The following is a 22,337-nucleotide window of genomic DNA, read 5'->3' as shown; positions in this document are numbered from 1 at the left end:
GAAAGAACCCTTGGCCTAAACGGGTCGCGGTGTTCCTGTAGGGCATCGCATGGCCTAAAGCTGTGGGAGTTCAGCTGTCTATCAATATGCCTTCAAAATAAAGGTCATCAAGACAGTTGCTCCCACAAGGTTCTGCTGTGTGGCATAGATAGCATTTACAGCAGAAATCCCTGTGGGAGCGGGCTTGCCCGCGAAGGCGATTTCAATCGCGCAACGAGATCACCGGCCAACCCCGCTTCTCGGCCTCGGCCCGCAGATTCGGATCCGGATCAACAGCAATCGGATTCGCCACCTGTTCCAGCAGCGCCAAGTCATTCATCGAATCGCTGTAGAAATAGCTGTCTTCCAGATTGTGGCCAGTCTCTTCCAGCCAACGAATCAACCGGGTCACCTTGCCTTCACGGAAGCACGGAACATCGGTGCTGCGCCCGCTGTAACGGCCGTCGATCATTTCGCATTCGGTGGCGATCAGGGTCTCAACGCCTAAGCGTGCTGCAATCGGCCCGGTCACAAAGCGGTTGGTGGCGGTGATGATCACCAGCTTGTCGCCGGCCTCACGGTGTTTGGCCAGCAGTTCGATTGCCTTGGGCAGCACGATCGGTTCGATGCAGTCGCGCATGTAGTCCAGGTGCCATTGATCCAGCGTGGCCATCTCGGTGCGGCCGAGAACTTCCAGGCAGAAGTTCAGGTACGCATCGTTATCCAGCTTGCCGGCCAGGTAATCCTGATAGAACTCGTCGTTGCGTGCCTTGTAGGCGACGGCGTCGAGGAAACCGCGTTCGCACAGATAATCGCCCCAGGCGTGGTCACTGTCACCGCCCAGAAGCGTGTTGTCCAAGTCGAATAAAGCCAGCCGCATTGCAGTTACTCGCTGAAAAGTCTGTAGAAAGGTGTCCAGAATACGGACTTTTCACAAGAGTGCACATAAGGTAGGTCGGCTCGTTGCTGCTTTCACAACCTTTGTGGAACAATGCGACGACATGCGTTTGCGAGGTTGTTGCCGTGATCGACCCCGATGGTTTCCGCCCCAATGTCGGGATCATTCTGACGAATGATGCCGGCCAGGTGCTATGGGCTCGCCGTATCAATCAAGATGCCTGGCAGTTTCCACAGGGAGGGATCAACCCCCAGGAGACGCCGGAAGACGCCTTGTACCGCGAGTTGAACGAAGAAGTGGGCCTGGAGCGCGAAGATGTTGAAATACTCGCCTGCACCCGGGGCTGGTTGCGCTATCGTTTGCCGCAACGTCTGGTCAGGACGCACAGCCAACCGCTGTGCATCGGCCAGAAGCAGAAATGGTTTCTCCTGCGCCTGATCTCCAACGAGCAGCGGGTGCGGATGGATTTGACCGGTAAACCGGAATTCGATGGCTGGCGCTGGGTCAGCTATTGGTATCCGTTGGGCCAGGTGGTGACATTCAAGCGCGAGGTTTATCGCCGCGCTCTCAAAGAGCTTGCCCCGCGCCTTTTAGCGCGCGACTGACGACGGAGTTCGACCCCGAGCCATGCTCAATACGCTGCGCAAGATCGTCCAGGAAGTTAACTCCGCCAAGGATCTCAAGGCGGCGTTGGGGATTATTGTGTTGCGCGTCAAAGAGGCCATGGGCAGCCAGGTCTGCTCGGTCTACCTGCTTGACCCAGAGACCAACCGCTTCGTGCTGATGGCCACCGAGGGCTTGAACAAGCGCTCGATCGGCAAAGTCAGCATGGCGCCCAACGAAGGTCTGGTCGGTCTGGTCGGCACGCGTGAAGAACCCCTGAACCTCGAAAACGCCGCGGATCACCCGCGCTACCGTTACTTCGCCGAGACCGGTGAAGAACGCTACGCCTCGTTCCTCGGGGCGCCGATCATTCACCACCGTCGCGTCGTCGGCGTGTTGGTCATTCAGCAAAAAGAACGCCGCCAGTTCGATGAGGGTGAAGAAGCCTTCCTCGTGACCATGAGCGCGCAGCTCGCCGGCGTTATCGCCCACGCCGAGGCCACCGGTTCGATCCGTGGCCTGGGCCGTCAGGGCAAAGGTATCCAGGAAGCAAAGTTCGTCGGTGTACCGGGGTCGCCGGGCGCGGCGGTCGGAACCGCGGTCGTCATGCTGCCGCCGGCCGATCTGGACGTGGTGCCGGACAAGACCATCACCGACATCAACGCGGAACTTGGCCTGTTCAAGACCGCCATCGAGGGCGTGCGCGCCGACATGCGTGCCTTGTCCGCCAAGCTGGCCACCCAGCTGCGGCCTGAAGAACGAGCGCTGTTCGACGTTTACCTGATGATGCTCGACGATGCCTCGCTCGGCAGCGAAATCACCACGGTGATCAAGACCGGTCAGTGGGCTCAGGGCGCGTTGCGTCAGGTGGTCACCGAACACGTCAACCGTTTCGAGTTGATGGACGACGCCTACCTGCGTGAGCGCGCCTCAGACGTCAAAGACCTCGGTCGGCGCTTGCTGGCTTATCTGCAGGAAGAGCGGCAGCAGACGCTGGTCTACCCCGACAACACCATTCTGGTCAGCGAAGAACTGACGCCAGCGATGCTCGGCGAGGTGCCGGAAGGCAAGCTGGTCGGTCTGGTATCGGTACTCGGTTCCGGCAACTCCCACGTGGCGATCCTGGCGCGCGCCATGGGTATTCCGACGGTGATGGGCCTGGTCGATTTGCCGTACTCCAAGGTCGACGGCATCCAGATGATCGTCGACGGCTACCACGGTGAGGTCTATACCAACCCGAGTGACGTGCTGCGCAAGCAGTTCGCCGAGGTGGTCGAGGAAGAGAAACAGCTGGCCCTGGGGCTGGATGCACTGCGGGACCTGCCGTGCATCACGGTCGACGGTCACCGCATGCCGCTGTGGGTCAACACCGGTCTGCTGGCAGACGTGGCGCGGGCGCAGAAGCGCGGTGCCGAGGGCGTGGGTCTGTACCGCACCGAAGTGCCGTTCATGATCAACCAGCGCTTCCCGAGCGAAAAGGAGCAGCTGGCGATTTATCGCGAGCAACTCGCCGCGTTCCATCCACAACCAGTAACCATGCGCAGCCTGGACATCGGCGGCGACAAGGCGCTGTCGTATTTCCCGATCAAGGAAGACAACCCGTTCCTCGGCTGGCGCGGCATTCGCGTGACGCTCGACCACCCGGAAATCTTCCTGGTGCAGACCCGCGCCATGCTCAAGGCCAGCGAAGGCCTGAACAACCTGCGCATTCTGCTGCCGATGATTTCCGGCACCCATGAACTGGAAGAAGCCCTGCACCTGATCCACCGGGCCTGGGGCGAAGTCCGCGACGAAGGCACCGACGTCCCGATGCCGCCGATTGGTGTAATGATCGAGATTCCGGCGGCGGTGTATCAGACCAAGGAACTGGCGCGGCAAGTGGACTTCCTGTCAGTCGGCTCCAACGACCTGACCCAGTACCTGCTGGCCGTGGACCGTAACAACCCACGGGTGGCCGATCTCTACGACTACCTGCACCCGGCAGTGTTGCAAGCCTTGCAGAACGTGGTGCGTGATGCTCATGCCGAAGGCAAGCCCGTGAGTATCTGCGGCGAAATGGCCGGTGACCCGGCGGCGGCGGTGTTGTTGATGGCAATGGGCTTCGACAGCCTGTCGATGAACGCCACCAACTTGCCGAAAGTGAAGTGGATGCTGCGTCAGATCAACCTGAGCAAGGCCAAGGAATTGCTGGCTGAGCTGATGACCATCGACAATCCGCAAGTTATCCACAGCTCGCTGCAGTTGGCGCTGAAGAACCTTGGGTTGGCGCGGATGATTAATCCGGCTTCGGTCAAAACCCTTTAAAAGGCTGATGGCCTCATCGCAGGCAAGCCAGCTCCCACAGGAATTTGGATTGATTCACTGATTTGTGATCAACACCAAACCCTGTGGGAGCTGGCTTGCCTGCGATGGGGCCAATCCAGGCAGCAAAAAATTACGCCCTGACTTCCACTTCCCCCAAATGCCCCCCATACGGCCCGAAACTCCGTTCGACCATATGCCGCACCCCATCCGCCTGAACAATCAGCGCCGTGCTCGCTCGTGTCCCGTAAGTCGGGCTCTTGATAAACACGCTCGACAACAACGTCTCGGTAGCCTGCCCCACGCCGGTGTCCGGCAGCTCGGCAAGCGGCGCGGTCTGCGGGTCGCTGAGCAAGGCCAGCAGCGCCTGCGGCTGCGGATCGCCCAACACCTCGCTCAATGCTGCCTTGGCCTTGAGCACTTTCGGCCACGGCGTATCCAGCCCCGCGTTCGATAACCCATAAATGCCTGGTTGGAGCATGACCGCCTCTGTCTCCCGAGCATTGAAGTGCCACAGCTCGTTGGTATTGCCGATTAGCAGGTTAAACCCGGCATATTCCAGCGAACGTGCAACAACGTCGCTCAAGTAGTCGTCAATCGACATGTCCCCGCTGAGAAACTGCGCCACCAGTTCACCCCGCGATTTGCGCGCTGGCGGTTGAAGAGGATCACGGATGTTGGTCAGCGCGGCGAAGCGCCCGTTGGCGCCGACACCGAGCCATGTACCGCCAGCCTCAAGGTCGCGACCGGCATACACGTGCGGGGCTTGCGGCCATTGCGCCAGGGGCAGGCTGGGTCGGGCATAGAATTCGTCGCGGTTGGCCGCCACGATCAGCGGCTGGGCATGGCCCGGTCGCCAGGCAAAAACAATAAGGCACATAAGGTGGTCCTTGTGTGTTTTTTGCTCACTCTACGCAGACATCGCTCATCGATCCATCGCCATCCACAGTGGAGCCCGAGGCCATGCTTCCGTTACCATGCCGCTCCTGATTCGGGATGCTTGGGGATGCGGCCATGGAATTTCTGCTCTATCTGGCGCTGGGCGCCTGTGCGGGCGTGCTGGCCGGGCTGTTCGGGGTAGGCGGCGGGATCATCATTGTCCCGGTGCTGGTGTTCAGTTTCACCTTGCAGGGATTTGATGCCTCGATCCTGACGCATCTGGCAGTCGGCACCTCGCTGGCGACGATCATCTTTACGTCGGTCAATGCTATTCGCGAGCACCATCGCCGCGGCGCCGTGCGTTGGCCGATTTTTGCCTGGATGACCCTCGGCATTTTGATCGGTGCGGGTTTCGGCGCGCTGACTGCCGAAGCGATTTCCGGACCACATTTGCAGAAGATCATTGGTGTATTTGCGCTGATCATCGCCGTTCAACTCGCTTTGGACTTCAAACCCAAGGCCAGCCGAACGGTGCCGGGCAAAGTCGGTCTGACCGTGGCCGGCAGCGTCATTGGCTGGGCCTCGGCGATTTTCGGTATTGGCGGCGGCTCGTTGACCGTGCCGTTCCTGACCTGGCGCAGCGTGCCGATGCAGCAGGCGGTGGCCACTTCGTCGGCCTGTGGCCTGCCAATCGCCTTGGCCAGTGCATTAAGTTTCATGATTCTGGGGTGGCACGATCCACTGCTGCCGGCCCATAGTCTCGGTTTTGTTTATTTGCCGGCGCTGCTGGGGATCGCCCTGACCAGCATGGTTTTCGCCCGCCTCGGTGCGCGGCTGGCCCACACGCTGTCGCCGCGCTTGCTGAAAAGACTGTTTGCCGCTTTGCTGTTTTGCGTCGGCTTGAGCTTCTTGCTCTGACGCGTAGCGCAATCCTGGCTTAATCCTGGCGTGACAGCGTCGCCCGGGAATTTGAAGGTTTCAACTCTAACGAGGAGTCGCAATGCTGCCTTACCCGCAGATCGACCCGGTGGCCCTGGCCATCGGTCCGCTGAAAATCCACTGGTACGGCTTGATGTACCTGATCGGCATCGGCGGCGCGTGGTGGCTGGCGTCACGCCGGCTGAACCGCTTCGACCCGACCTGGACCAAGGAGAAACTCTCCGACATGGTCTTCTGGATGTCGATGGGTGTCATCGTCGGTGGCCGCTTGGGTTATGTGTTGTTTTACGATCTGAACGCCTATCTGGCCAACCCGACCCTGATCTTCGAAGTGTGGAAGGGCGGCATGTCGTTCCACGGCGGATTTATTGGTGTGATGCTGGCGGCGCTGTGGTTCGGTAAAAAGAATGACAAGTCGTTCTTCCAGCTGATGGACTTCGTCGCGCCGATGGTGCCGATTGGCCTGGGTGCCGGGCGCATCGGTAACTTCATCAACGCCGAGTTGTGGGGCAAGGCGACCGACGTGCCGTGGGCGATGGTCTTCCCGACCGATCCGGCGCAGTTGGCGCGTCATCCGTCGCAGCTGTATCAGTTCGCGCTGGAAGGCGTGGCGCTGTTTGCGATCCTCTGGTTGTTCTCGCGCAAGCCGCGGCCGACCATGGCGGTGTCCGGAATGTTCGCGCTGTTCTATGGCATCTTCCGTTTCATCGTCGAATTTGTTCGCGTGCCGGACGCGCAACTGGGTTATCTGGCCTGGAACTGGCTGACCATGGGCCAGGTGCTGTGCGTACCGATGATTGTCGGCGGGTTGTTCCTGATCTGGCTGGCTTATCGACGCGCCCCGGCGGCCCCCGCAGCTGCTGTATAAGAAGCAGGCGCTATAAATTCGAACCCCGGGGGCTTTGGCCCCGGGTTCAAGGACACAGGTAATTCATGAAGCAATATCTCGAATTGGTCGCCCACGTCATCAAGAACGGCACCAAACAGGCCAACCGCACCGGCGTAAACACCATCAGCTTTCCGGGCGCGATGCTGCGCTTCGATCTGCAGGAAGGTTTCCCGGCGATCACCACTCGCAAGATGGCCTTCAGATCTGCCATCGGCGAGATGTGCGGTTTTCTGCGTGGAGTGAACAACGCCGCCGAATTCCGGGCGCTGGGCTGCAAGGTCTGGGACCAGAACGCCAACGAAAACGCGCAGTGGCTGGCCAACCCGTTCCGTCAGGGTGAAGACGACCTCGGTGAGATCTACGGCGTGCAATGGCGCAAATGGCCGGCGTACAAGCAGATTCCCGTCAGCAACCAGGCCGCCATCGAGCAGACCCTGAGCCAGGGTTATCGTCAGATTGCCGAAGGCGAAGAAGACGGTCAGGCCTACGTGGTGCTGTACAAGGCGATCGACCAGATCCGCCAGTGCGTCGACACCATCATCAAGGACCCGGGCAGCCGTCGCATCCTGTTCCACGGCTGGAACGTTGCGCAGCTCGACGAAATGGCCCTGCCGCCGTGCCACTTGCTGTACCAGTTCCACCCGAATGTTGAGACTAAAGAGATCTCTTTGACCCTCTACATCCGCTCCAACGATCTGGGCCTGGGCACGCCGTTCAACCTCACCGAAGGCGCCGCGCTGCTGAGCCTGATCGGTCGCCTGACCGGTTATACCCCGCGCTGGTTCACCTATTTCATCGGCGACGCCCACGTCTACGAAAACCACCTGGACATGCTCAACGAACAGCTCAAGCGCGAGCCGTTCACGATGCCGAAACTGGTGATTTCCGACCGCGTGCCGGAGTTTGCCAAGACCGGTGTTTATCAGCCGGAATGGCTGGAGTTGATCGAACCGAGTGATTTCTCGCTGGAAGGCTATGAGCACCACGCGCCGATGACCGCGCCGATGGCGGTCTGACGATCAACTACTGAACCTGTGGGAGCGGGCTTGCCCGCGATGACGGCTTCACATCCAACATTGATGTGACTGACAAATCGCTATCGCGGGCAAGCCCGCTCCCACAGGTTTTTGTGGTGTTCTTAGTGGCCGTGACTCCTCCCGACATGGGAATGCTCAACCTCCGTCGCCACAACCCCACCGCTCACTTCCAACCGCTGCAAAATCCCGCACTGATCGATATCCGGCCCTTCGCTGCAGCGTTGGCGCAGGTCGAGCAGTTGTGTCTGCAAGGCCAGCAAACCATCGATTCGAGCCTTCACATGGTGGATATGTTCGTCGATCAACGCGTTGACGTTTTCGCATTGATCCTGCGGGCTGTCGCGCAGGGCCAGCAGGCTGCGGATTTCCTCGAGGGTCATGTCTAGGGTTCGGCAATTGCGGATGAAAGTCAGGCGTTCGGCGTGGGCCTGGGTGTAGACGCGGTAGTTGCCGTCGCTGCGGGCCGGTTCTGGCAACAGGTTTTCGCGCTCGTAGTAGCGAATGGTCTCCACGGCGCAGTCGGTGAGTTTCGCCAGTTCTCCGATTTTCATCGCGACAATCTCCAAAAGGATGCTTGACCCTATAGTGGCTACAGGGTCTTTACTTGGCAACAGGCACCTTCATGGACGCGACCAATGAGCGATTCTCTTCACACCCACAAACCCAAGGCCGGGCACGATCACAGTCACAAGCTGCAGTCTGTGCAGCAGCACAACCATGGTGGCCACGGGGATTCCTGCTGTTCCTCCAAAGCAGCAGCGCCGTCGCTGATCAAGTTGAGCGAAACACCCACCGCTGGTGCGCGGCTGAGCAGTTTCCGCATCGAGGCGATGGACTGCCCGACCGAGCAGACGCTGATCCAGAACAAACTTGGCAAGCTTCCGGGTGTGCAGCAACTGGAATTCAACCTGATCAACCGGGTGTTGGGCGTGACCCATGACCTGCCAAGCACCGCGCCGATCATCGACGCGATCAAATCTCTCGGCATGCACGCCGAGCCACTGGAACAAGGCGTCGAAGCGCCAACTCCTGTGCCAGAGAAAAAACCTTGGTGGCCATTGGCGCTGTCCGGCGTTGGTGCGCTGGCGGCTGAAGTTATCCACTTCACTAACGCTGCGCCCAATTGGGTGGTGGCGGTTATTGCGCTGATCTCGATCCTCAGCGGTGGCCTCAGCACCTACAAGAAGGGCTGGATTGCCCTGAAAAACCTCAACCTGAACATCAACGCGCTGATGAGCATCGCGGTGACCGGCGCGATTCTGATCGGTCAGTGGCCGGAAGCGGCGATGGTGATGTTCCTGTTCACCGTGGCCGAGTTGATCGAAGCCAGGTCTCTGGACCGGGCGCGCAACGCCATCGGCGGGCTGATGCAGATGGCCCCCGAGCAAGCCACGGTGCAGCAGGCCGACGGCAGTTGGGTCGCCCAACCGGTTAAAAACATCGAACTGGGTGCACGAGTGCGGGTGCGTCCTGGCGAACGGATCGGTCTGGACGGCGAAGTGCTGTCCGGCAACTCGACCATCGATCAGGCGCCGATCACCGGTGAAAGCCTGCCGGTGGAGAAAACCATCGGCGACAAGGTGTTCGCCGGCACCATCAACCAGTCCGGTTCGCTGGAATACACCGTGACTGCCGAGGCCAACCACTCAACCCTGGCGCGCATCATTCATGCGGTGGAACAGGCCCAAGGGGCGCGGGCGCCAACCCAGCGTTTCGTCGACGCCTTCTCGAAAATCTACACCCCGGCGGTGTTCATCCTGGCCCTGGCCGTGGCGGTGATTCCGCCACTGTTCATGGATGCGCTGTGGTTCGACTGGATCTACCGGGCGCTGGTGTTGCTGGTGGTCGCCTGCCCGTGCGCATTGGTGATTTCCACCCCGGTGACCATTGTCAGCGGCCTCGCGGCAGCGGCGAGCAAAGGGATTCTGGTCAAGGGCGGCGTTTATCTGGAGCACGGCCACAAACTCGATTATCTGGCCCTCGACAAGACCGGCACCCTCACTCACGGCAAACCGGTGCAGACCGATTATTTGTCCCTCGACCCAATCGCTGATGAAATAGCCCCGGCCATTGCGGCGGCACTGGCCGGTCGCTCTGATCACCCGGTGTCGCTGGCCATCGCCAATGCGGCTGTGGATAAACAACTCAAGCCGCTGATTGTGGAAAACTTCGAAGCCCTGGCGGGTCGTGGTGTGCGCGGCGAGATCAACGGTGAGCTCTACCACTTGGGCAACCACCGCCTGGTGGAAGATTTGGGCCTGTGTTCGCCAGCGCTGGAAGAGAAGCTGTTTGCTCTGGAGAAACAGGGCAAGTCGGTGGTGCTATTGCTCGATAAATCCGGTCCACTGGCATTGTTTGCCGTGGCAGACACAGTGAAAGCATCCAGTCGCGAAGCGATCCAGCAGTTGCATGAGTTGGGCATCAAAACCCTGATGCTGACCGGCGACAACGTTCACACCGCCCAGGCCATCGCCGCCCACGTGGGCATCGATCAGGCGCAGGGCGATCTGTTGCCGACCGATAAGCTGCAAGCCATCGAAACGCTGTATGCCCAAGGCCATCGGGTCGGGATGGTCGGCGACGGCATCAACGACGCCCCGGCACTGGCGCGGGCCGAGATCGGTTTCGCCATGGCGGCCGCTGGCACCGACACCGCCATTGAAACCGCTGATGTCGCCCTGATGGACGACGATCTGCGCAAAATCCCTGCTTTCATCCGCCTGTCGCGGCAGACCTCGAATATCCTCAAACAGAACATCGCCCTGGCATTGGTCATCAAAGCGATCTTTCTTGGGGTAACCTTCGCCGGGATCGCCACCATGTGGATGGCGGTGTTCGCCGACATGGGCGTGAGCCTGTTGGTGGTGTTCAACGGCTTGCGCCTGTTGCGCAAATAGACGATGAGGGAAGGGTGTGCTGAGTGCCGAGCTGAAGGCGTTTTACATAGTTGCCCGGTTGGGCAGCATTACCCTGGCGGCGAAAAAGCTCGGCCTGAGCCAACCGACGGTGACGACCCAGATTCGGCATCTGGAAAGCCAGTACTCGGTTGAGCTGTTCTATCGTGGCGGCCGCCGCCTCAGCGTCAGCGACGAGGGCGCGCGGTTGTTGCCGATGGTCAAGGCCCTGTTGCAGCAGGAAGCCGACATTGAGTTCTTCCTGCGTAACAGCGGTCAGGTCCAGGGCACATTGCGCATCGCTGCCACGGCGCCGTATTACATCCTCGATCTGGTGAAGACCTTTCGCGAGCGCCTGCCGCAGGTGGAGGTGTCGGTGGAAATCGGCAACTCCCAGCAGGTGTTGGAGGCGCTGGAGGATTACCGGGTCGATGTTGCCGCGTCCTCGCAGTTGCTGGACGATGCGCGACTGATTCGCCGGGTGCTCGGCAGCGATCCGCTGGTGCTGGCGGTGCACCGCAATCATCCGCTGGCGGTGCATGACCATGTGCCACTCAGTGCGCTGGCAGGGCATACCTTGTTGATGCGTGAATCGGGCTCGACCACTCGGCGCTTGACCGAAGAATTGCTGGCCAGCGCGGGGGTGAGTTTTGGACCGTTGCTGGAGATTGGCAGCCGGGAGTCGATTCGTGAGGCGGTATTGCGCAACATCGGCATCAGCATCATCGCCCGCCAGGAAGTGCCGCACGATCCGCAATTGCGGGTGTTGACCATCGAGAATGCGCCGCAGATTCCCGAGTATCTGTACTGCCTCAAGGAGCGAAAAGGTGCGCGGCTGCCGGCGGCGTTTCTGGGGTTGGCGCAGGAAATGGCCCCGGCCTGAAATCTCCATTGCCTGTACTGGCGTCATCGCGGGCAAGCCACGCTCCCACAGGATTTATGCAGTCCCGTGGGAGCGGGCTTGCCCGCGATGAGGCCAGTACAGTCACAGCATGACTTCAACCCAAATCCCCGAATACCACTATCGGCCGTTTTTGCCTCATTGCCACATGACGGACGCATTGCAAACCTAGGATGGCCCTCATCTGCTTGATGAGGTCTGTCCATGAACCACTCGACTGCAACTGCCCTGACCAACCCCGGTGCGCCGATGAAAGTGCGCGGCGTGCAGAAACGCTTCGGCGCGTTCACCGCGCTGGATAACGTCTCCCTCGACGTGGCGGCTGGTGAGCTGGTTTGCCTCTTGGGGCCGTCGGGCTGTGGCAAAACCACCTTGCTGCGCTGCATCGCCGGCCTTGAGAAACAAGACAGCGGCGAGTTGTACCTCGGCGATCGCGACGTTTCCCACCTGGCACCTCAAGCCCGGGACTACGGCATTCTCTTCCAGTCCTACGCACTGTTCCCCAATCTCAGCGTCGAAGCGAACATCGCCTACGGCCTCGCCGGTAGCAGTCGCGATGAAGTGCGCCAGCGCGTCGGTCAGATGCTGGAACTGGTCGGCCTGATCGGCAGTGAAAAAAAATACCCCGGTCAGTTGTCCGGCGGTCAGCAGCAACGGGTCGCACTGGCTCGAGCCTTGGCGCCGGCCCCTTCATTGTTGCTGCTGGACGAACCGATGTCGGCGCTCGACGCCCGGGTCCGCGAGCATCTGTGCACCGAACTGCGTCAATTGCAGCGCAACCTCGGTGTCACCACCCTGATGGTCACCCACAATCAGGACGAAGCGATGCTGATGGCCGACCGCATCGCCGTGATGAACAACGGCAAGGTCGAGCAGTACGCCACGCCACAGGAAATCTACGACCGCCCGGCCACACCGTTTGTGGCCGAGTTCGTCGGTCAGGGCAACTGGCTGCCGTTCCGCCGTAGCAGCGACAGTCATGCCCAGGTCGGCGGGATGAACATGCGCCTGGCCGAAGGCAGCGCTAAAACCGCCTCGGGCCGTTTGTTCTGCCGCCCCGAGGCCATCAACGTCAACCCGCCGGTGCATGAAGAAAACCTGTTCCCGGCCAAGGTTCGCGAGATCACTTTTCTCGGCAACCGCTGCCGCATGAGCTTCGAACTCGATCAGCTGCCGGGCCATGCGCTACTGGCGGAACTGGCGCCGGAAGCCATGCCGCGTCTCGGCGCGCAGCAGATCATGGTCGCCTTGCCGCCGCGCAGCTTGCAGGTGTTTGCCTGATGAGCGCGAACGTCGCGCTGCCGATACCGCACAAGCAGGTTCGGCAGACCTCCCGTGCCGAGATCGGCGATCGGCTATTCGTGGTCGGCGGCAAGGTTCTGTTGCTGGTGTTGCTCGGCGTTGCGGTGTTGATGCCGTTACTGGCGATCTTCTGGCGCGGTTTCAGTTCTGAAGCCGGGCAGGGCGGTGGACTGATTGCCGCTCGCGAACTGCTGAGCAGCGCAAATTTCCATTGGTTGCTGGGCAACAGCCTGAAAGTTTCTCTCAGCGTCGCGGCCATTGTCGTACCGCTGGCCTATCTGTTTGCCTACGCTCTGCAACGTACGTTGATTCCCGGTAAAGGCATCTGGCGCGGCATGTCGCTGCTGCCGCTGATGGCGCCGTCGATGCTGCCGGGAATTGCGCTGGTTTATCTGTTCGGCAATCAGGGCATGCTGCGTGGTTTGCTCTCGGACAACATCTACGGCTTCTGGGGCATTGTTCTGGGCGAGGTCATCTACACCTTCCCACACGCCTTGATGATTTTGCTGTCGGCGCTGTCCCTGGCGGATGCGCGACTGTTCGATGCTGCTTCCAGCATGGGCGCTAGCCCGGCGAAAGCCTTTCGCAGCATCACCTGGCCGGCGACCCGTCAGGCGGTGTTCGCGGCGTTCTGCCTCGTCTTCACCTTGACCATCACCGACTTCGGCGTGCCCGTGGTGGTCGGGGGCGACTATCAGGTGCTGGCGCTGGAGGCCTACAAAGCCGTGGTCGGCCAGCAACAATTCGGTCGCGGCGCGCTGATCGGCATGGTCTTGCTGCTGCCGGCGCTGTTCAGCTTTGGCGTCGACGCCTGGCTGCGTCGGCGCCATGGCGATTCCATGAGCGGTCGGGCGCAAGTCTTTCAACCGGCTCCATCGAAGCTGCGAGACGGTTGTTATCTGGCCATCGTGCTGTTGATCTGCGCGGTATTGCTGCTGGTGTTCGGCATGGCGGTGTACTCGTCGCTGGTGAAGTTCTGGCCGTACAACCTGTCGCTGTCGCTCAACCATTACCAGTTCAACGACACGGCGGGCGGCGGCTGGCTGGCCTACGGCAACAGCGTGAAGATGGCGTTGTGTACGGCGTTGATCGGCAGTGTGCTGATCTTCACCGGTGCTTACCTGATGGAAAAAACCAAGGGCCAGCGCGGACTGAATCTGACACTGCGCATGCTCAGTTTCGTACCGATGGCGGTGCCGGGTCTGGTGTTGGGCCTGGGTTACGTCTTCTTCTTCAACCTCAGCGGCAACCCGCTGCATGTGCTCTACGGGACCATGACCCTGCTGGTGGTCTGCACCATTGCTCACTATTTGACCACCGCTCAAATGACCGCCACCACCGCGCTGCGCCAACTCGATGCCGAGTTCGAAGCCGCCGCGCTGTCGCTCAAGGCGCCGCTGTATCGGCATTACCTGCGGGTCACCGTGCCGATCTGCCTGCCGGCATTGCTGGACATCGTGCGCTACCTGTTCGTCTCGGCCATGACCACCGTCTCGGCGGCGATCTTCCTCTACAGCCCCGACACCATTCTCGCGGCGGTGGCGGTGCTGAACATGGACGACGCCGGCAACGTCGGCGGCGCGGCGGCGATGTCGACCCTGATTCTGTTCACCTCGGCGGGCGTGTCCCTGCTGCTGGCCTGGGCTTCGCGCGGTTTGTTGCGTCGCTCCCAGGCTTGGCGGCAGACCGCGCCCAGTCATTGATTTGCCCCCCACACCTCAACTCAAACAGGAAAAGATCATGTTCAAGCCTTTGGCCCTGGCCGCTGCTGTCCTCACCGCTTTCAGCCTGAACGCCTTTGCGGCGAAAACCGAGTTGACGGTGTACACCGCCCTCGAAGCCGAACAACTGAAGACCTACAAAGAGGCCTTTGAAAAGGCCAACCCGGACGTCGAGATCAAGTGGGTGCGCGATTCCACCGGCATCATCACCGCCAAACTCCTGGCCGAAAAAGCCCGTCCGCAAGCTGACGCGGTGTGGGGCCTGGCAGCCTCGAGCCTGGCGATTCTCGATCAGCAAGGGATGCTGCAAAGCTACGCACCGAAGGATCTGGGCAAGATCGGCGGCAACTATCGCGACGCGGCCAACCCGCCAGCCTGGGTCGGCATGGACGTCTGGGCGGCGACCATTTGCTTCAACACCGTCGAGGCCGAAAAGCAGGGTTTGAGCAAACCCGTGAGCTGGCAGGACCTGACCAAGCCTGAGTACAAAGGCAAGATCGTCATGCCCAATCCTGCCTCGTCCGGCACCGGTTTCCTCGACGTCAGCGCCTGGCTGCAAACCTTCGGCGAGAAGCAGGGCTGGCAGTACATGGACGACTTGCACCAGAACATCGGCCAGTACGTTCACTCCGGTTCCAAGCCGTGCAAACTCGCCGCCGCCGGCGAATTCCCGATCGGTATTTCCTTCGAATACCCGGCCGTTCAGCTGAAGCGCCAGGGCGCGCCGCTGGACATCATCCTGCCGAAAGAAGGCCTGGGCTGGGAGATCGAAGCCACCGCCGTGATCAAAGGCACACCACACGAAGACGCGGCGAAGAAGCTGGCTGACTTCTCTGCAAGCCCGGCGGCGATGGAGCTCTATAAAGAGAACTTCGCAGTGCTCGCGCAACCGGGTATCGCCAAGCCGCAGACAGAGCTGCCGGCGGATTATGAGCAGCGTCTGATCAAGAACGACTTTGCCTGGGCGTCGAAGAATCGCGACGAGATCCTCACCGAATGGCGCAAGCGTTATGACGGCAAGTCCGAGAAAGTGGCTGCCAAGTAAATTCTTTATTAGCTGACAGGGCCCCATCGCGGGCAAGCCCGCTCCCACAGGGATTTATGGCGGACACAGATTTTGTGAGCGCCACGGACCTTGTGGGAGCGGGCTTGCCCGCGATGGCGGTCTCGAATTCAGGAACAAATCTCCATGACTCACCACAACGACATGCTGATCGTAGGCGCCGGCATTCTCGGCCTGTCCCACGCCTATGCCGCCGCCAGACGCGGCCTCAAGGTCAAAGTCTTCGAACGTAGCGCCACGCCTTTGGGCGCTTCGGTGCGCAACTTCGGTCAGGCACTGGTCACCGGCCAACCCCCGGGCCCAATGCTTGAACTGGCCAAGGCCAGCCGCGACATCTGGGGCCAATGGGCACAACTGGCGGGCCTGCAACTCAAGCGCAACGGCTCATACTTGTTCGCCCGCAGCGAAGCGGAAGAGCACCTGCTGGAAGCCTTCTGCGCCGGCCGCGCCATGGAGCACGGTTACCGCGTCGACCTACTGCGCGGTGCGGCATTGCGCGATTTATACGGCGGCCAGTTCAGCCATCACCGTGCCGCGTTGCACGGCATGGACGACCAGCAGCTGTATTCCCGCGAAGCAATTCCGGCGTTGATCGACTACCTGCGCCGTGAGTTAGGCGTCGAGTTTCACTTCTCCACGCTGGTGCGCGACACCGAGCCGGGGCGCTTGCACAGCACCGCCGGCGCCTTCAGCGCCGGGCAGATCATCGTCTGCTCCGGCCACGATTATCAAACGCTGCTGGCCGAGCCGATTGCCGAGCTGAATCCGCAAATCTGCCGCCTGCAAATGCTTCGCGCCCGACCGCAGATCAACCTCAACCTGCAACACGCGCTGCTTACCGGCCTGAGTTGCGTGCACTACGGCGCCTTCGCCGATCTGCCGGAAGCCGCAGCGGTACAGGCGCAGATTTTGCGCGACACCCCCCATCTGCATGAAAACGGCATTCACCTGCTGATCAGCCCGACGCCTTACGGTGAGTTGATCATCGGTGACTCCCACCATTACGGCAGCGATCCATCACCGTTCAATGCCGAGCAGGTGGATGACTGGATGATTGAACTGGCCGAGCAGACGTTGGGCTGCAAGGTGCAAGTGGTCGAACGCTGGCAGGGCGTCTATGGTTCACGCGGACCGGGGCCGTTCTCCTTTTTGCGTCCGATGCCAGGCGTGAGCGTGGCGCTGATGCACACCGGTGTCGGCATGAGCGTCGGGCCGGCGATGGCCGAGCGTAATGTTGCGACCTTATTGGGAGACAGTTGATGGACCGCCATGAGCAAGTGATCGCCGAGGTGTTCGGTCTGTACGAGCGTTTTGGCGACAACGATTACATCGGTGAACCGGTGTCGCAGGTCGAGCACATGTCTCAGGCGGCGGAACTGGCGATGTCCGAGGGGTTCGATGATGAAGTGGTGCTGGCGGCGTTCTTTCATGACATCGGGCATATCTGCGCCGAGGGTGCTGAGAACATGGGTGATTTTGGGATAGTCAGCCACGAGCGACTGGGGGCGGATTACTTGCGTCGCGCCGGCTTCAGCGAACGCCTGGCGCGGCTGGTGGAGTACCACGTTCAGGCCAAGCGTTATCTGACGCTCAAAGAGCCCGGGTACTACGAGCGCTTGAGCGAAGCCAGTCGGCGGACGCTTGAGTATCAGGGCGGGGTGATGACGGCTGCCGAGGCTGAGGCGTTCGAGCAGGATCCGTTGTGTGCGGTCAGTTTGCGGATGCGTCAGTGGGATGAGTCGGCCAAGGAGACGTGGGTGCCGGTGATGGATCTGGGCATCTTGAAGGAAAAGGCGTTGCGGCTGTTGGCTGAGTAAAGCATCACAATCGAGTCGCGCCCATCGCGGGCAAGCCCGCTCCCACAAGGTCTCGGGTGATACAGAAATTGTATGAACACCGAAGATCCCTGTGGGAGCGGGCTTGCCCGCGATGAGGCCAGATCTGACACCGCAGATCGCGGGTCTTTAAAGTTGTTGCGCCAACACATCAACCTGCTCCTGCCGCTCCCCCTGACTCAACTTCGAATTCGGATTCAGCGACGACCACTGCGGATGCGCCCGCGCCTTGTTCAGCGCTTCGGGCAGTTTGCCTTCGCGCCAGGTTTTGTCCTGCGGCGTGGCGACCTGAATGCTGTCCATCGCCGCGTGGCCGCGGGAATTCAGAGCCTGCAGCAATTGCCGCTGGCGCAACGCCAACAGCCGTAGCACGCCGTCGTCGACAGTCAGCTCTCGCTGCCCTTTGATCTTGCCCAGCAGGCGGCTGCCGTAACTGCGGGCGGTTTGCAGGGCGCCGCCGGCAATCGCTCCGGCCAGTGCCGCCGCGCCGAGGGTCAGGCCGCCCACCAGCAAATCAACCCCGGCCCCGGCCGCCGCACCGGCCGCGATACCGCCGCCGACCCGCACACCGAGCTGTTTCAGGGTTTCCGGGTTGAACAGGTCATCGCCCCAGCGGCCATCGAGCAACGGCAAGTCACTGGCCGCCGCATCTTGCGGGCGGAAGGCATAGAGCTTGAGCAAGGCCTCGACGCAGCGTTGTTCGCGCTGACGCACGGCTTTGCGCAGTTCGCTGATCGCTTGCTGTTCCTGCGCCGCCTCGCTGACCACACTGCGGCGGCAGGCGGCGCAATCGATCAATAAATCGGCAATCAGCCGCGCTGCACTTTGCTGACGGGCCAGGCGTTGGGCTTGCTGGTCGGCAATCAAACGCTCCAGTTGTTCGCGGGAGTTTTCCAGCAGCAGTGCGAGGCTTTCATAGAGTCGACGCTCGCCATCTTCCGGTGGTGCGACGCTGTCGAAACGCACCAATGCATGCAAGCCCAATCGTGCCAGGGCTTCACGCCAATCAGGTTCGCGATGTTGGGCGCTGCTGACAAAATTCAGCACTGGCAGTAGCGGTTTACCGCAACTGGCCAACACTTCCAGTTCGTCGCGGTACTTGGCCAGCACCGGTTCCCGGGCGTCGATCACATAAAGGCCGGCGTCCGAGGCGAGCAGTTGCCGCAGCACTTTGGCTTCCTGTTCGAAGCGCTGCCGGGCTTCGCTACCTTCCAGAAAACGCGCCAGTCGCGCTGGGCCGTCGAGGCGTTCACCGGGCCGTTCCAGGCGTTCGAGGTAGTCGAGCAGGGCGATGGCGTCTTCCAGGCCCGGAGTGTCGAAGAGATCAAGCAATGGCTCGCCGTCTACCGACAATCGCGCGCCTTCGACGTGGCGAGTGGTGCTGGGACGGTGGGACACTTCGCCGAAGCCGACGTCTCGCGTCAGCGTTCGCAGCAACGAGGTTTTGCCAACATTGGTGTGGCCGACCACGGCGAGCTTCAATGGATTAGTCATGACCCGTCTCCAGCCAGTTCAACGGCGCGCAATCGGCGAATGGCAGGTCCAGTTGTTGTAGCGCGACATGCCAGTCGCCCAGGCGTTCGGCATCCAGCGCTTCCCCGGGCGGTGCTTGCAACAACCACACGCGGGTGGCACTGGCGTTGCGAGCCAGTTCGGCAATCAGCGCCAGGCTGCCACGGTCCGGCGAGCGCCGTGGGTCGCAGGCGATGGCCAGACGGGCCGGTGGAAAACGACTCAGCTGTTCGAGCAGTTTGTGCCGGGATTCACGGCTGTCGAGGATGCCGGCGTTGTTGACGTTTTTCGGCAATTGCGGCGGCCAGGGGCGTTGGTCGTCTAGCTCGATAGCTACCAACAGCGCGCCATCGCTTTGCAGGTCGCTGGCAGTGTTTTCAACCCGATGAAGTTGTTCTGGCGCGGCATCGCTGATGCCCAGGCGTTCGCTGGTGGGCATCAGTCGTTCGCGCAGTTGGGCGTAGCCGGGCAGGTTCAAATCCAGATGCAGCGCTGCTTGGCCGGTTTTCCAGCGCCACAGGCAGAACAATGCGAGCAACAATCGCGGCAAAACGCCGTACACCAACAGCACCCCAACCAGCCACGCCGCCCAGGCCTGGCGGGCGCTTTCGATGTTCAGCGCGGCATCGCCGCTGGCGCGGATCATCTCCACGCTGGGCACACTGAAACCGAGCGAGGCCGGCAGGGCGCCGAGGGCTTGGGTCATGGCGACGAAGGTATCGCCGCCGAGAATGGTGGTCTCCCAGACGAAGCCATAGCGCCGGGTCGCCATCAGTGTCAGTACCATCACCAAGGCGCTGAGCATCGCCAGCAACCACAATCCGTTGACCAGCACGCCCAGCGCCCAACGATTGAGTTTCTGCCGTTGCAGCAATAGCAGCAAGGCCGGCGCCAGTTGTGCGGCGTTGGCATCTCGGGCGAGTTTTTCACTGAGCCACAGCCACAAGCGTCCGAGGGCGGCACCTTGTTCACCGGCGAACACCAGGCCCAGGGCCCAGCTCAGCAATAGAATCAGGTTCAGCCCGAGCAGGCTGCCCAACGTCCAGAATACATTGACCGGGGTTTGGCCGTCGCCCAGCGCGGCAAACGCCAGGCCGGTGCCGCTGATCACGGCCAGAATGGCCAGCACGATCAGCGCCAGTCGCGCGCCTTGCAGCCAATGTTTGAGGGCGTGGGTCTGTCCGTCGCGCTCGGCCAGCCACAGGGCGCGGCGTTGAATACGCGTCGGCAGGTCGCCGCCGGCGCTACGGGCGATTCGGTTGGCTTCCAGATCGTCCAAGGGGCCCGCGTGTTCTTCACGCAGGCGCACGGTTTCGCTCAGCCAGAGGTTTTGCAGTGGAGTCAGTTCAGTCACGCGGCTTCCCGTCGCTTAATTGAGCGGTGAGCATAACCGCTGTGACGCTTATCGGGGTAAGGGAGGCTCTGGTATCCTCGCCGACATGACTAAATCACTCCCCCTCAGCCTGATCGCAGCCCTCGGTGAAAACCGTGTGATCGGCGTCGACAACAGCATGCCCTGGCACTTGCCGGGGGACTTCAAATACTTCAAGGCCACCACCCTCGGCAAGCCGATCATCATGGGTCGCAAGACCTGGGATTCCCTCGGTCGTCCGCTGCCTGGCCGGTTGAACATTGTGGTCAGCCGTCAGGCGGATCTGCAGCTGGAAGGCGCGGAGGTTTATCCGTCGCTGGATGCAGCAGTGGTTCGCGCGCAGCAATGGGCGAACGAGCAGGGCGTCGATGAGGTGATGTTGATTGGCGGGGCGCAGTTGTATGCGCAAGGTCTGGAGCAGGCCGATCGGTTGTACCTGACCCGCGTGGCGCTGAGCCCGGAAGGGGACGCGTGGTTTCCGGAATTTGATTTGAACCAGTGGAAGCTGGTGTCGAATGTTCCGAATCCGGCGGAGGGCGACAAACCGGCGTATAGCTTTGAGGTGTGGGAAAAAGCTTAAAAGCATCGCGGGCAAGCCCGCTCCCACAGTGATCAAGGTGGAACACAAATTGTGTAAACACCAAAAAACCTGTGGGAGCGGGCTTGCCCGCGAAGAGGCCCGCTCAGACGATGAAAGTCTTAAGCCTGAGCCAACGCCTCATGCTCATCCGCATCCAGCAACTCTTTATCCGTCTGCTGCATCATCTGGCTGGTAATCGCACCCGCCGTGATCGAACCACTCACGTTCAACGCCGTACGACCCATATCAATCAGCGGCTCAACCGAAATCAGCAACGCCACCAGTGACACCGGCAAACCCATGGCCGGGAGCACGATCAACGCGGCGAAGGTCGCGCCGCCACCGACCCCGGCCACACCGGCTGAACTCAGCGTCACAATCGCCACCAACGTCGCGATCCACAACGGGTCCAGCGGGTTGATGCCCACGGTCGGCGCCACCATCACCGCCAACATTGCCGGGTACAGACCGGCACAGCCGTTCTGGCCAATGGTCGCGCCAAACGAGGCGGCGAAACTGGCGATGGACTGCGGAATACCCAAACGGCTGGTCTGGGCTTCGATACTCAGCGGAATGGTGGCGGCGCTGGAGCGGCTGGTGAAGGCAAACGTCAGCACCGGCCAGATCTTGCGGAAGAAGCGCAGCGGGTTGATCCCGGCCGCCGACACCAGCAGGCCATGCACCACAAACATCAAGCCCAGGCCGACGTAGGACACCACCACGAAACTGCCGAGCTTGATGATGTCTTGCAGGTTGGAGTCGGCGACCACTTTGGTCATCAGCGCCAATACGCCGTATGGCGTCAGCTTCATCACCAGGCGAACCAAACGCATCACCCAGGCTTGCAAGGTGTCGATGGCGTTGATCACTTTCTGACCTTTCTCGACATCGTCCTTGAGCAGTTGCAGCGCCGCGACCCCAAGGAACGCAGCAAAAATCACCACGCTGATAATCGAAGTCGGCTTGGCGCGAGCGAGGTCGGCGAACGGGTTCTGCGGGATGAACGAGAGCAGGAACTGCGGCACATTCAGGTCCGCGACCTTGCCCGCGTAATCGCTCTGAATGGTTTGCAGGCGAGCCATTTCCTGGGTGCCGGCGACCAGGCCTTCGGCGGTGAGGCCGAACAGGTTGGTCAGGCCGATGCCGATCAGCGCCGCGATAGCGGTGGTGAACAGCAGCGTGCCGATGGTCAGGAAGCTGATCTTGCCCAGCGACGAAGCGTTGTGCAGGCGCGCCACGGCGCTGAGGATCGAGGCGAACACCAGCGGGATCACGATCATTTGCAGCAACTGCACATAGCCGTTGCCCACCAGATCGAACCAACTGATCGAGGCTTTCAGTACCGGGTTGTCCGCACCATAAATCGTGTGCAGAGCGACACCAAATACCACGCCCAGGACCAGCGCCAGCAGAACCTTTTTAGCCAGGCTCCAGGTGGTGTGACGGGTTTGCGCCAGGCCAAAGAGCAAGGCGAGGAATACCAGCAGATTGAGGATCAGCGGCAGATTCATAGAAGCTCCAATAACTTGTGCCAGCTGCATTCCGGGGCAGCTGCGAACCGGCAAGCCTAACAGCTTGATTTGTAATGATTTAATATCAAAAACAGCGGTTGACTGTCGTTTTTGGAATAAG

19 protein-coding genes are annotated in these 22,337 nt (G+C 61.0%); 13 read left to right on the top strand and 6 right to left on the bottom strand.

Annotation, left to right across the window (positions count from 1 at the left end):
• Positions 1–202 precede the first annotated feature (202 nt).
• On the bottom strand, positions 203–859 hold the full coding sequence (locus KGB18_RS20885) for an HAD family hydrolase (RefSeq protein WP_123719729.1): 657 nt from the start codon (positions 857–859) through the stop codon (positions 203–205).
• 143 nt (positions 860–1,002) lie between these two features.
• Here KGB18_RS20885 and KGB18_RS20880 point away from each other — a divergent pair, with 143 nt between their 5' ends.
• The gene (locus KGB18_RS20880) at positions 1,003–1,482 is read left to right on the top strand and encodes an RNA pyrophosphohydrolase (RefSeq protein ID WP_007897732.1); all 480 of its coding nucleotides are present in this window, start codon (positions 1,003–1,005) and stop codon (positions 1,480–1,482) included.
• A 22-nt stretch (positions 1,483–1,504) separates the two neighbouring features.
• Positions 1,505–3,784 (top strand): phosphoenolpyruvate--protein phosphotransferase, encoded by a 2,280-nt coding sequence (gene ptsP / locus KGB18_RS20875; RefSeq protein WP_007897733.1) that lies wholly within the window; start codon positions 1,505–1,507, stop codon positions 3,782–3,784.
• Between the two features lie 130 nt (positions 3,785–3,914).
• Here the strand turns inward: ptsP and KGB18_RS20870 are convergent, their stop codons facing one another.
• Complete coding sequence (locus tag KGB18_RS20870; protein WP_123719728.1) at positions 3,915–4,661, bottom strand: NRDE family protein; 747 nt, start codon at positions 4,659–4,661, stop codon at positions 3,915–3,917.
• A 134-nt stretch (positions 4,662–4,795) separates the two neighbouring features.
• On the opposite strand from KGB18_RS20870, the gene KGB18_RS20865 reads away from it, so the two are divergent.
• From KGB18_RS20865 to KGB18_RS20855, 3 genes are all read left to right on the top strand, one after another.
• Complete coding sequence (locus KGB18_RS20865; RefSeq protein ID WP_223570409.1) at positions 4,796–5,578, top strand: sulfite exporter TauE/SafE family protein; 783 nt, start codon at positions 4,796–4,798, stop codon at positions 5,576–5,578.
• Positions 5,579–5,660: 82 nt separating this feature from the next.
• Entirely contained in the window at positions 5,661–6,467 is an 807-nt protein-coding gene (gene lgt / locus KGB18_RS20860; protein ID WP_008007345.1) for a prolipoprotein diacylglyceryl transferase, read from the top strand.
• A gap of 65 nt (positions 6,468–6,532) precedes the next feature.
• Complete coding sequence (locus tag KGB18_RS20855; RefSeq protein WP_223570408.1) at positions 6,533–7,504, top strand: thymidylate synthase; 972 nt, start codon at positions 6,533–6,535, stop codon at positions 7,502–7,504.
• A gap of 122 nt (positions 7,505–7,626) precedes the next feature.
• Here the strand turns inward: KGB18_RS20855 and cadR are convergent, their stop codons facing one another.
• On the bottom strand, positions 7,627–8,076 hold the full coding sequence (gene cadR / locus KGB18_RS20850) for a Cd(II)/Pb(II)-responsive transcriptional regulator (RefSeq protein WP_007897786.1): 450 nt from the start codon (positions 8,074–8,076) through the stop codon (positions 7,627–7,629).
• 84 nt (positions 8,077–8,160) lie between these two features.
• Between cadR and KGB18_RS20845 the strand changes: the two genes are divergently transcribed.
• The 7 genes from KGB18_RS20845 (at position 8,161) to KGB18_RS20815 (ending at position 17,223) form a co-directional block, all read left to right on the top strand.
• Positions 8,161–10,422: a heavy metal translocating P-type ATPase gene (locus tag KGB18_RS20845; protein ID WP_223570407.1), complete on the top strand. Its 2,262-nt coding sequence runs from the start codon at positions 8,161–8,163 to the stop codon at positions 10,420–10,422.
• 16 nt (positions 10,423–10,438) lie between these two features.
• A complete protein-coding gene (locus tag KGB18_RS20840; protein WP_223570406.1) occupies positions 10,439–11,302 on the top strand; it encodes a LysR family transcriptional regulator in 864 nt (287 codons plus the stop codon).
• Between the two features lie 222 nt (positions 11,303–11,524).
• Positions 11,525–12,601 carry a putative 2-aminoethylphosphonate ABC transporter ATP-binding protein gene (locus tag KGB18_RS20835; protein ID WP_201061694.1) on the top strand — a complete coding sequence of 359 codons (1,077 nt, stop codon included), beginning with the start codon at positions 11,525–11,527 and terminating at the stop codon, positions 12,599–12,601.
• Positions 12,601–14,325, top strand: a complete 1,725-nt coding sequence (locus tag KGB18_RS20830) for a putative 2-aminoethylphosphonate ABC transporter permease subunit (protein ID WP_223570405.1) — start codon at positions 12,601–12,603, stop codon at positions 14,323–14,325. Before KGB18_RS20835 ends, KGB18_RS20830 begins: the two co-directional genes overlap by 1 nt.
• A 37-nt stretch (positions 14,326–14,362) precedes the next feature.
• Positions 14,363–15,388 carry a putative 2-aminoethylphosphonate ABC transporter substrate-binding protein gene (locus KGB18_RS20825; RefSeq protein WP_123719723.1) on the top strand — a complete coding sequence of 342 codons (1,026 nt, stop codon included), beginning with the start codon at positions 14,363–14,365 and terminating at the stop codon, positions 15,386–15,388.
• Positions 15,389–15,532: 144 nt separating this feature from the next.
• Positions 15,533–16,666: a TIGR03364 family FAD-dependent oxidoreductase gene (locus KGB18_RS20820; protein WP_223570404.1), complete on the top strand. Its 1,134-nt coding sequence runs from the start codon at positions 15,533–15,535 to the stop codon at positions 16,664–16,666.
• Complete coding sequence (locus tag KGB18_RS20815) at positions 16,666–17,223, top strand: phosphonate degradation HD-domain oxygenase (protein ID WP_223570403.1); 558 nt, start codon at positions 16,666–16,668, stop codon at positions 17,221–17,223. The genes KGB18_RS20820 and KGB18_RS20815 overlap by 1 nt, the downstream gene beginning before the upstream one ends.
• Before the next feature lie 147 nt (positions 17,224–17,370).
• On the opposite strand, the gene KGB18_RS20810 is transcribed toward KGB18_RS20815, so the two are convergent.
• On the bottom strand, positions 17,371–18,735 hold the full coding sequence (locus KGB18_RS20810; protein WP_123719720.1) for a GTPase/DUF3482 domain-containing protein: 1,365 nt from the start codon (positions 18,733–18,735) through the stop codon (positions 17,371–17,373).
• Complete coding sequence (locus tag KGB18_RS20805) at positions 18,728–20,107, bottom strand: DUF2868 domain-containing protein (protein ID WP_223570402.1); 1,380 nt, start codon at positions 20,105–20,107, stop codon at positions 18,728–18,730. Before KGB18_RS20805 ends, KGB18_RS20810 begins: the two co-directional genes overlap by 8 nt.
• A gap of 85 nt (positions 20,108–20,192) precedes the next feature.
• Here KGB18_RS20805 and KGB18_RS20800 point away from each other — a divergent pair, with 85 nt between their 5' ends.
• Complete coding sequence (locus tag KGB18_RS20800; RefSeq protein ID WP_223570401.1) at positions 20,193–20,705, top strand: dihydrofolate reductase; 513 nt, start codon at positions 20,193–20,195, stop codon at positions 20,703–20,705.
• A gap of 119 nt (positions 20,706–20,824) precedes the next feature.
• On the opposite strand, the gene KGB18_RS20795 is transcribed toward KGB18_RS20800, so the two are convergent.
• Positions 20,825–22,216, bottom strand: coding sequence for an L-cystine transporter (locus KGB18_RS20795; protein WP_223570400.1), 1,392 nt, complete (start codon positions 22,214–22,216; stop codon positions 20,825–20,827).
• Positions 22,217–22,337: the final 121 nt, after the last annotated feature.

The organism is Pseudomonas sp. BF-R-26, from assembly GCF_019947395.1.
In the GTDB taxonomy this organism is placed as follows: domain Bacteria; phylum Pseudomonadota; class Gammaproteobacteria; order Pseudomonadales; family Pseudomonadaceae; genus Aquipseudomonas; species Aquipseudomonas farris.
Note: the sequence above shows the minus strand (reverse complement) of the source record. Positions and strands in the feature narration are given on the sequence as shown.

What these genes read in the sequence shown, in the direction of transcription:
- KGB18_RS20885 (WP_123719729.1), bottom strand. Translation starts at nt 859, where the DNA reads ATGCGGCTGGCTTTATTCGACTTGGACAACACGCTTCTGGGCGGTGAC.
- ptsP (WP_007897733.1), top strand. Translation starts at nt 1,505, where the DNA reads ATGCTCAATACGCTGCGCAAGATCGTCCAGGAAGTTAACTCCGCCAAG.
- KGB18_RS20870 (WP_123719728.1), bottom strand. Translation starts at nt 4,661, where the DNA reads ATGTGCCTTATTGTTTTTGCCTGGCGACCGGGCCATGCCCAGCCGCTG.
- KGB18_RS20865 (WP_223570409.1), top strand. Translation starts at nt 4,796, where the DNA reads ATGGAATTTCTGCTCTATCTGGCGCTGGGCGCCTGTGCGGGCGTGCTG.
- lgt (WP_008007345.1), top strand. Translation starts at nt 5,661, where the DNA reads ATGCTGCCTTACCCGCAGATCGACCCGGTGGCCCTGGCCATCGGTCCG.
- KGB18_RS20855 (WP_223570408.1), top strand. Translation starts at nt 6,533, where the DNA reads ATGAAGCAATATCTCGAATTGGTCGCCCACGTCATCAAGAACGGCACC.
- cadR (WP_007897786.1), bottom strand. Translation starts at nt 8,076, where the DNA reads ATGAAAATCGGAGAACTGGCGAAACTCACCGACTGCGCCGTGGAGACC.
- KGB18_RS20845 (WP_223570407.1), top strand. Translation starts at nt 8,161, where the DNA reads ATGAGCGATTCTCTTCACACCCACAAACCCAAGGCCGGGCACGATCAC.
- KGB18_RS20835 (WP_201061694.1), top strand. Translation starts at nt 11,525, where the DNA reads ATGAACCACTCGACTGCAACTGCCCTGACCAACCCCGGTGCGCCGATG.
- KGB18_RS20830 (WP_223570405.1), top strand. Translation starts at nt 12,601, where the DNA reads ATGAGCGCGAACGTCGCGCTGCCGATACCGCACAAGCAGGTTCGGCAG.
- KGB18_RS20825 (WP_123719723.1), top strand. Translation starts at nt 14,363, where the DNA reads ATGTTCAAGCCTTTGGCCCTGGCCGCTGCTGTCCTCACCGCTTTCAGC.
- KGB18_RS20820 (WP_223570404.1), top strand. Translation starts at nt 15,533, where the DNA reads ATGACTCACCACAACGACATGCTGATCGTAGGCGCCGGCATTCTCGGC.
- KGB18_RS20815 (WP_223570403.1), top strand. Translation starts at nt 16,666, where the DNA reads ATGGACCGCCATGAGCAAGTGATCGCCGAGGTGTTCGGTCTGTACGAG.
- KGB18_RS20810 (WP_123719720.1), bottom strand. Translation starts at nt 18,735, where the DNA reads ATGACTAATCCATTGAAGCTCGCCGTGGTCGGCCACACCAATGTTGGC.
- KGB18_RS20800 (WP_223570401.1), top strand. Translation starts at nt 20,193, where the DNA reads ATGACTAAATCACTCCCCCTCAGCCTGATCGCAGCCCTCGGTGAAAAC.
- KGB18_RS20795 (WP_223570400.1), bottom strand. Translation starts at nt 22,216, where the DNA reads ATGAATCTGCCGCTGATCCTCAATCTGCTGGTATTCCTCGCCTTGCTC.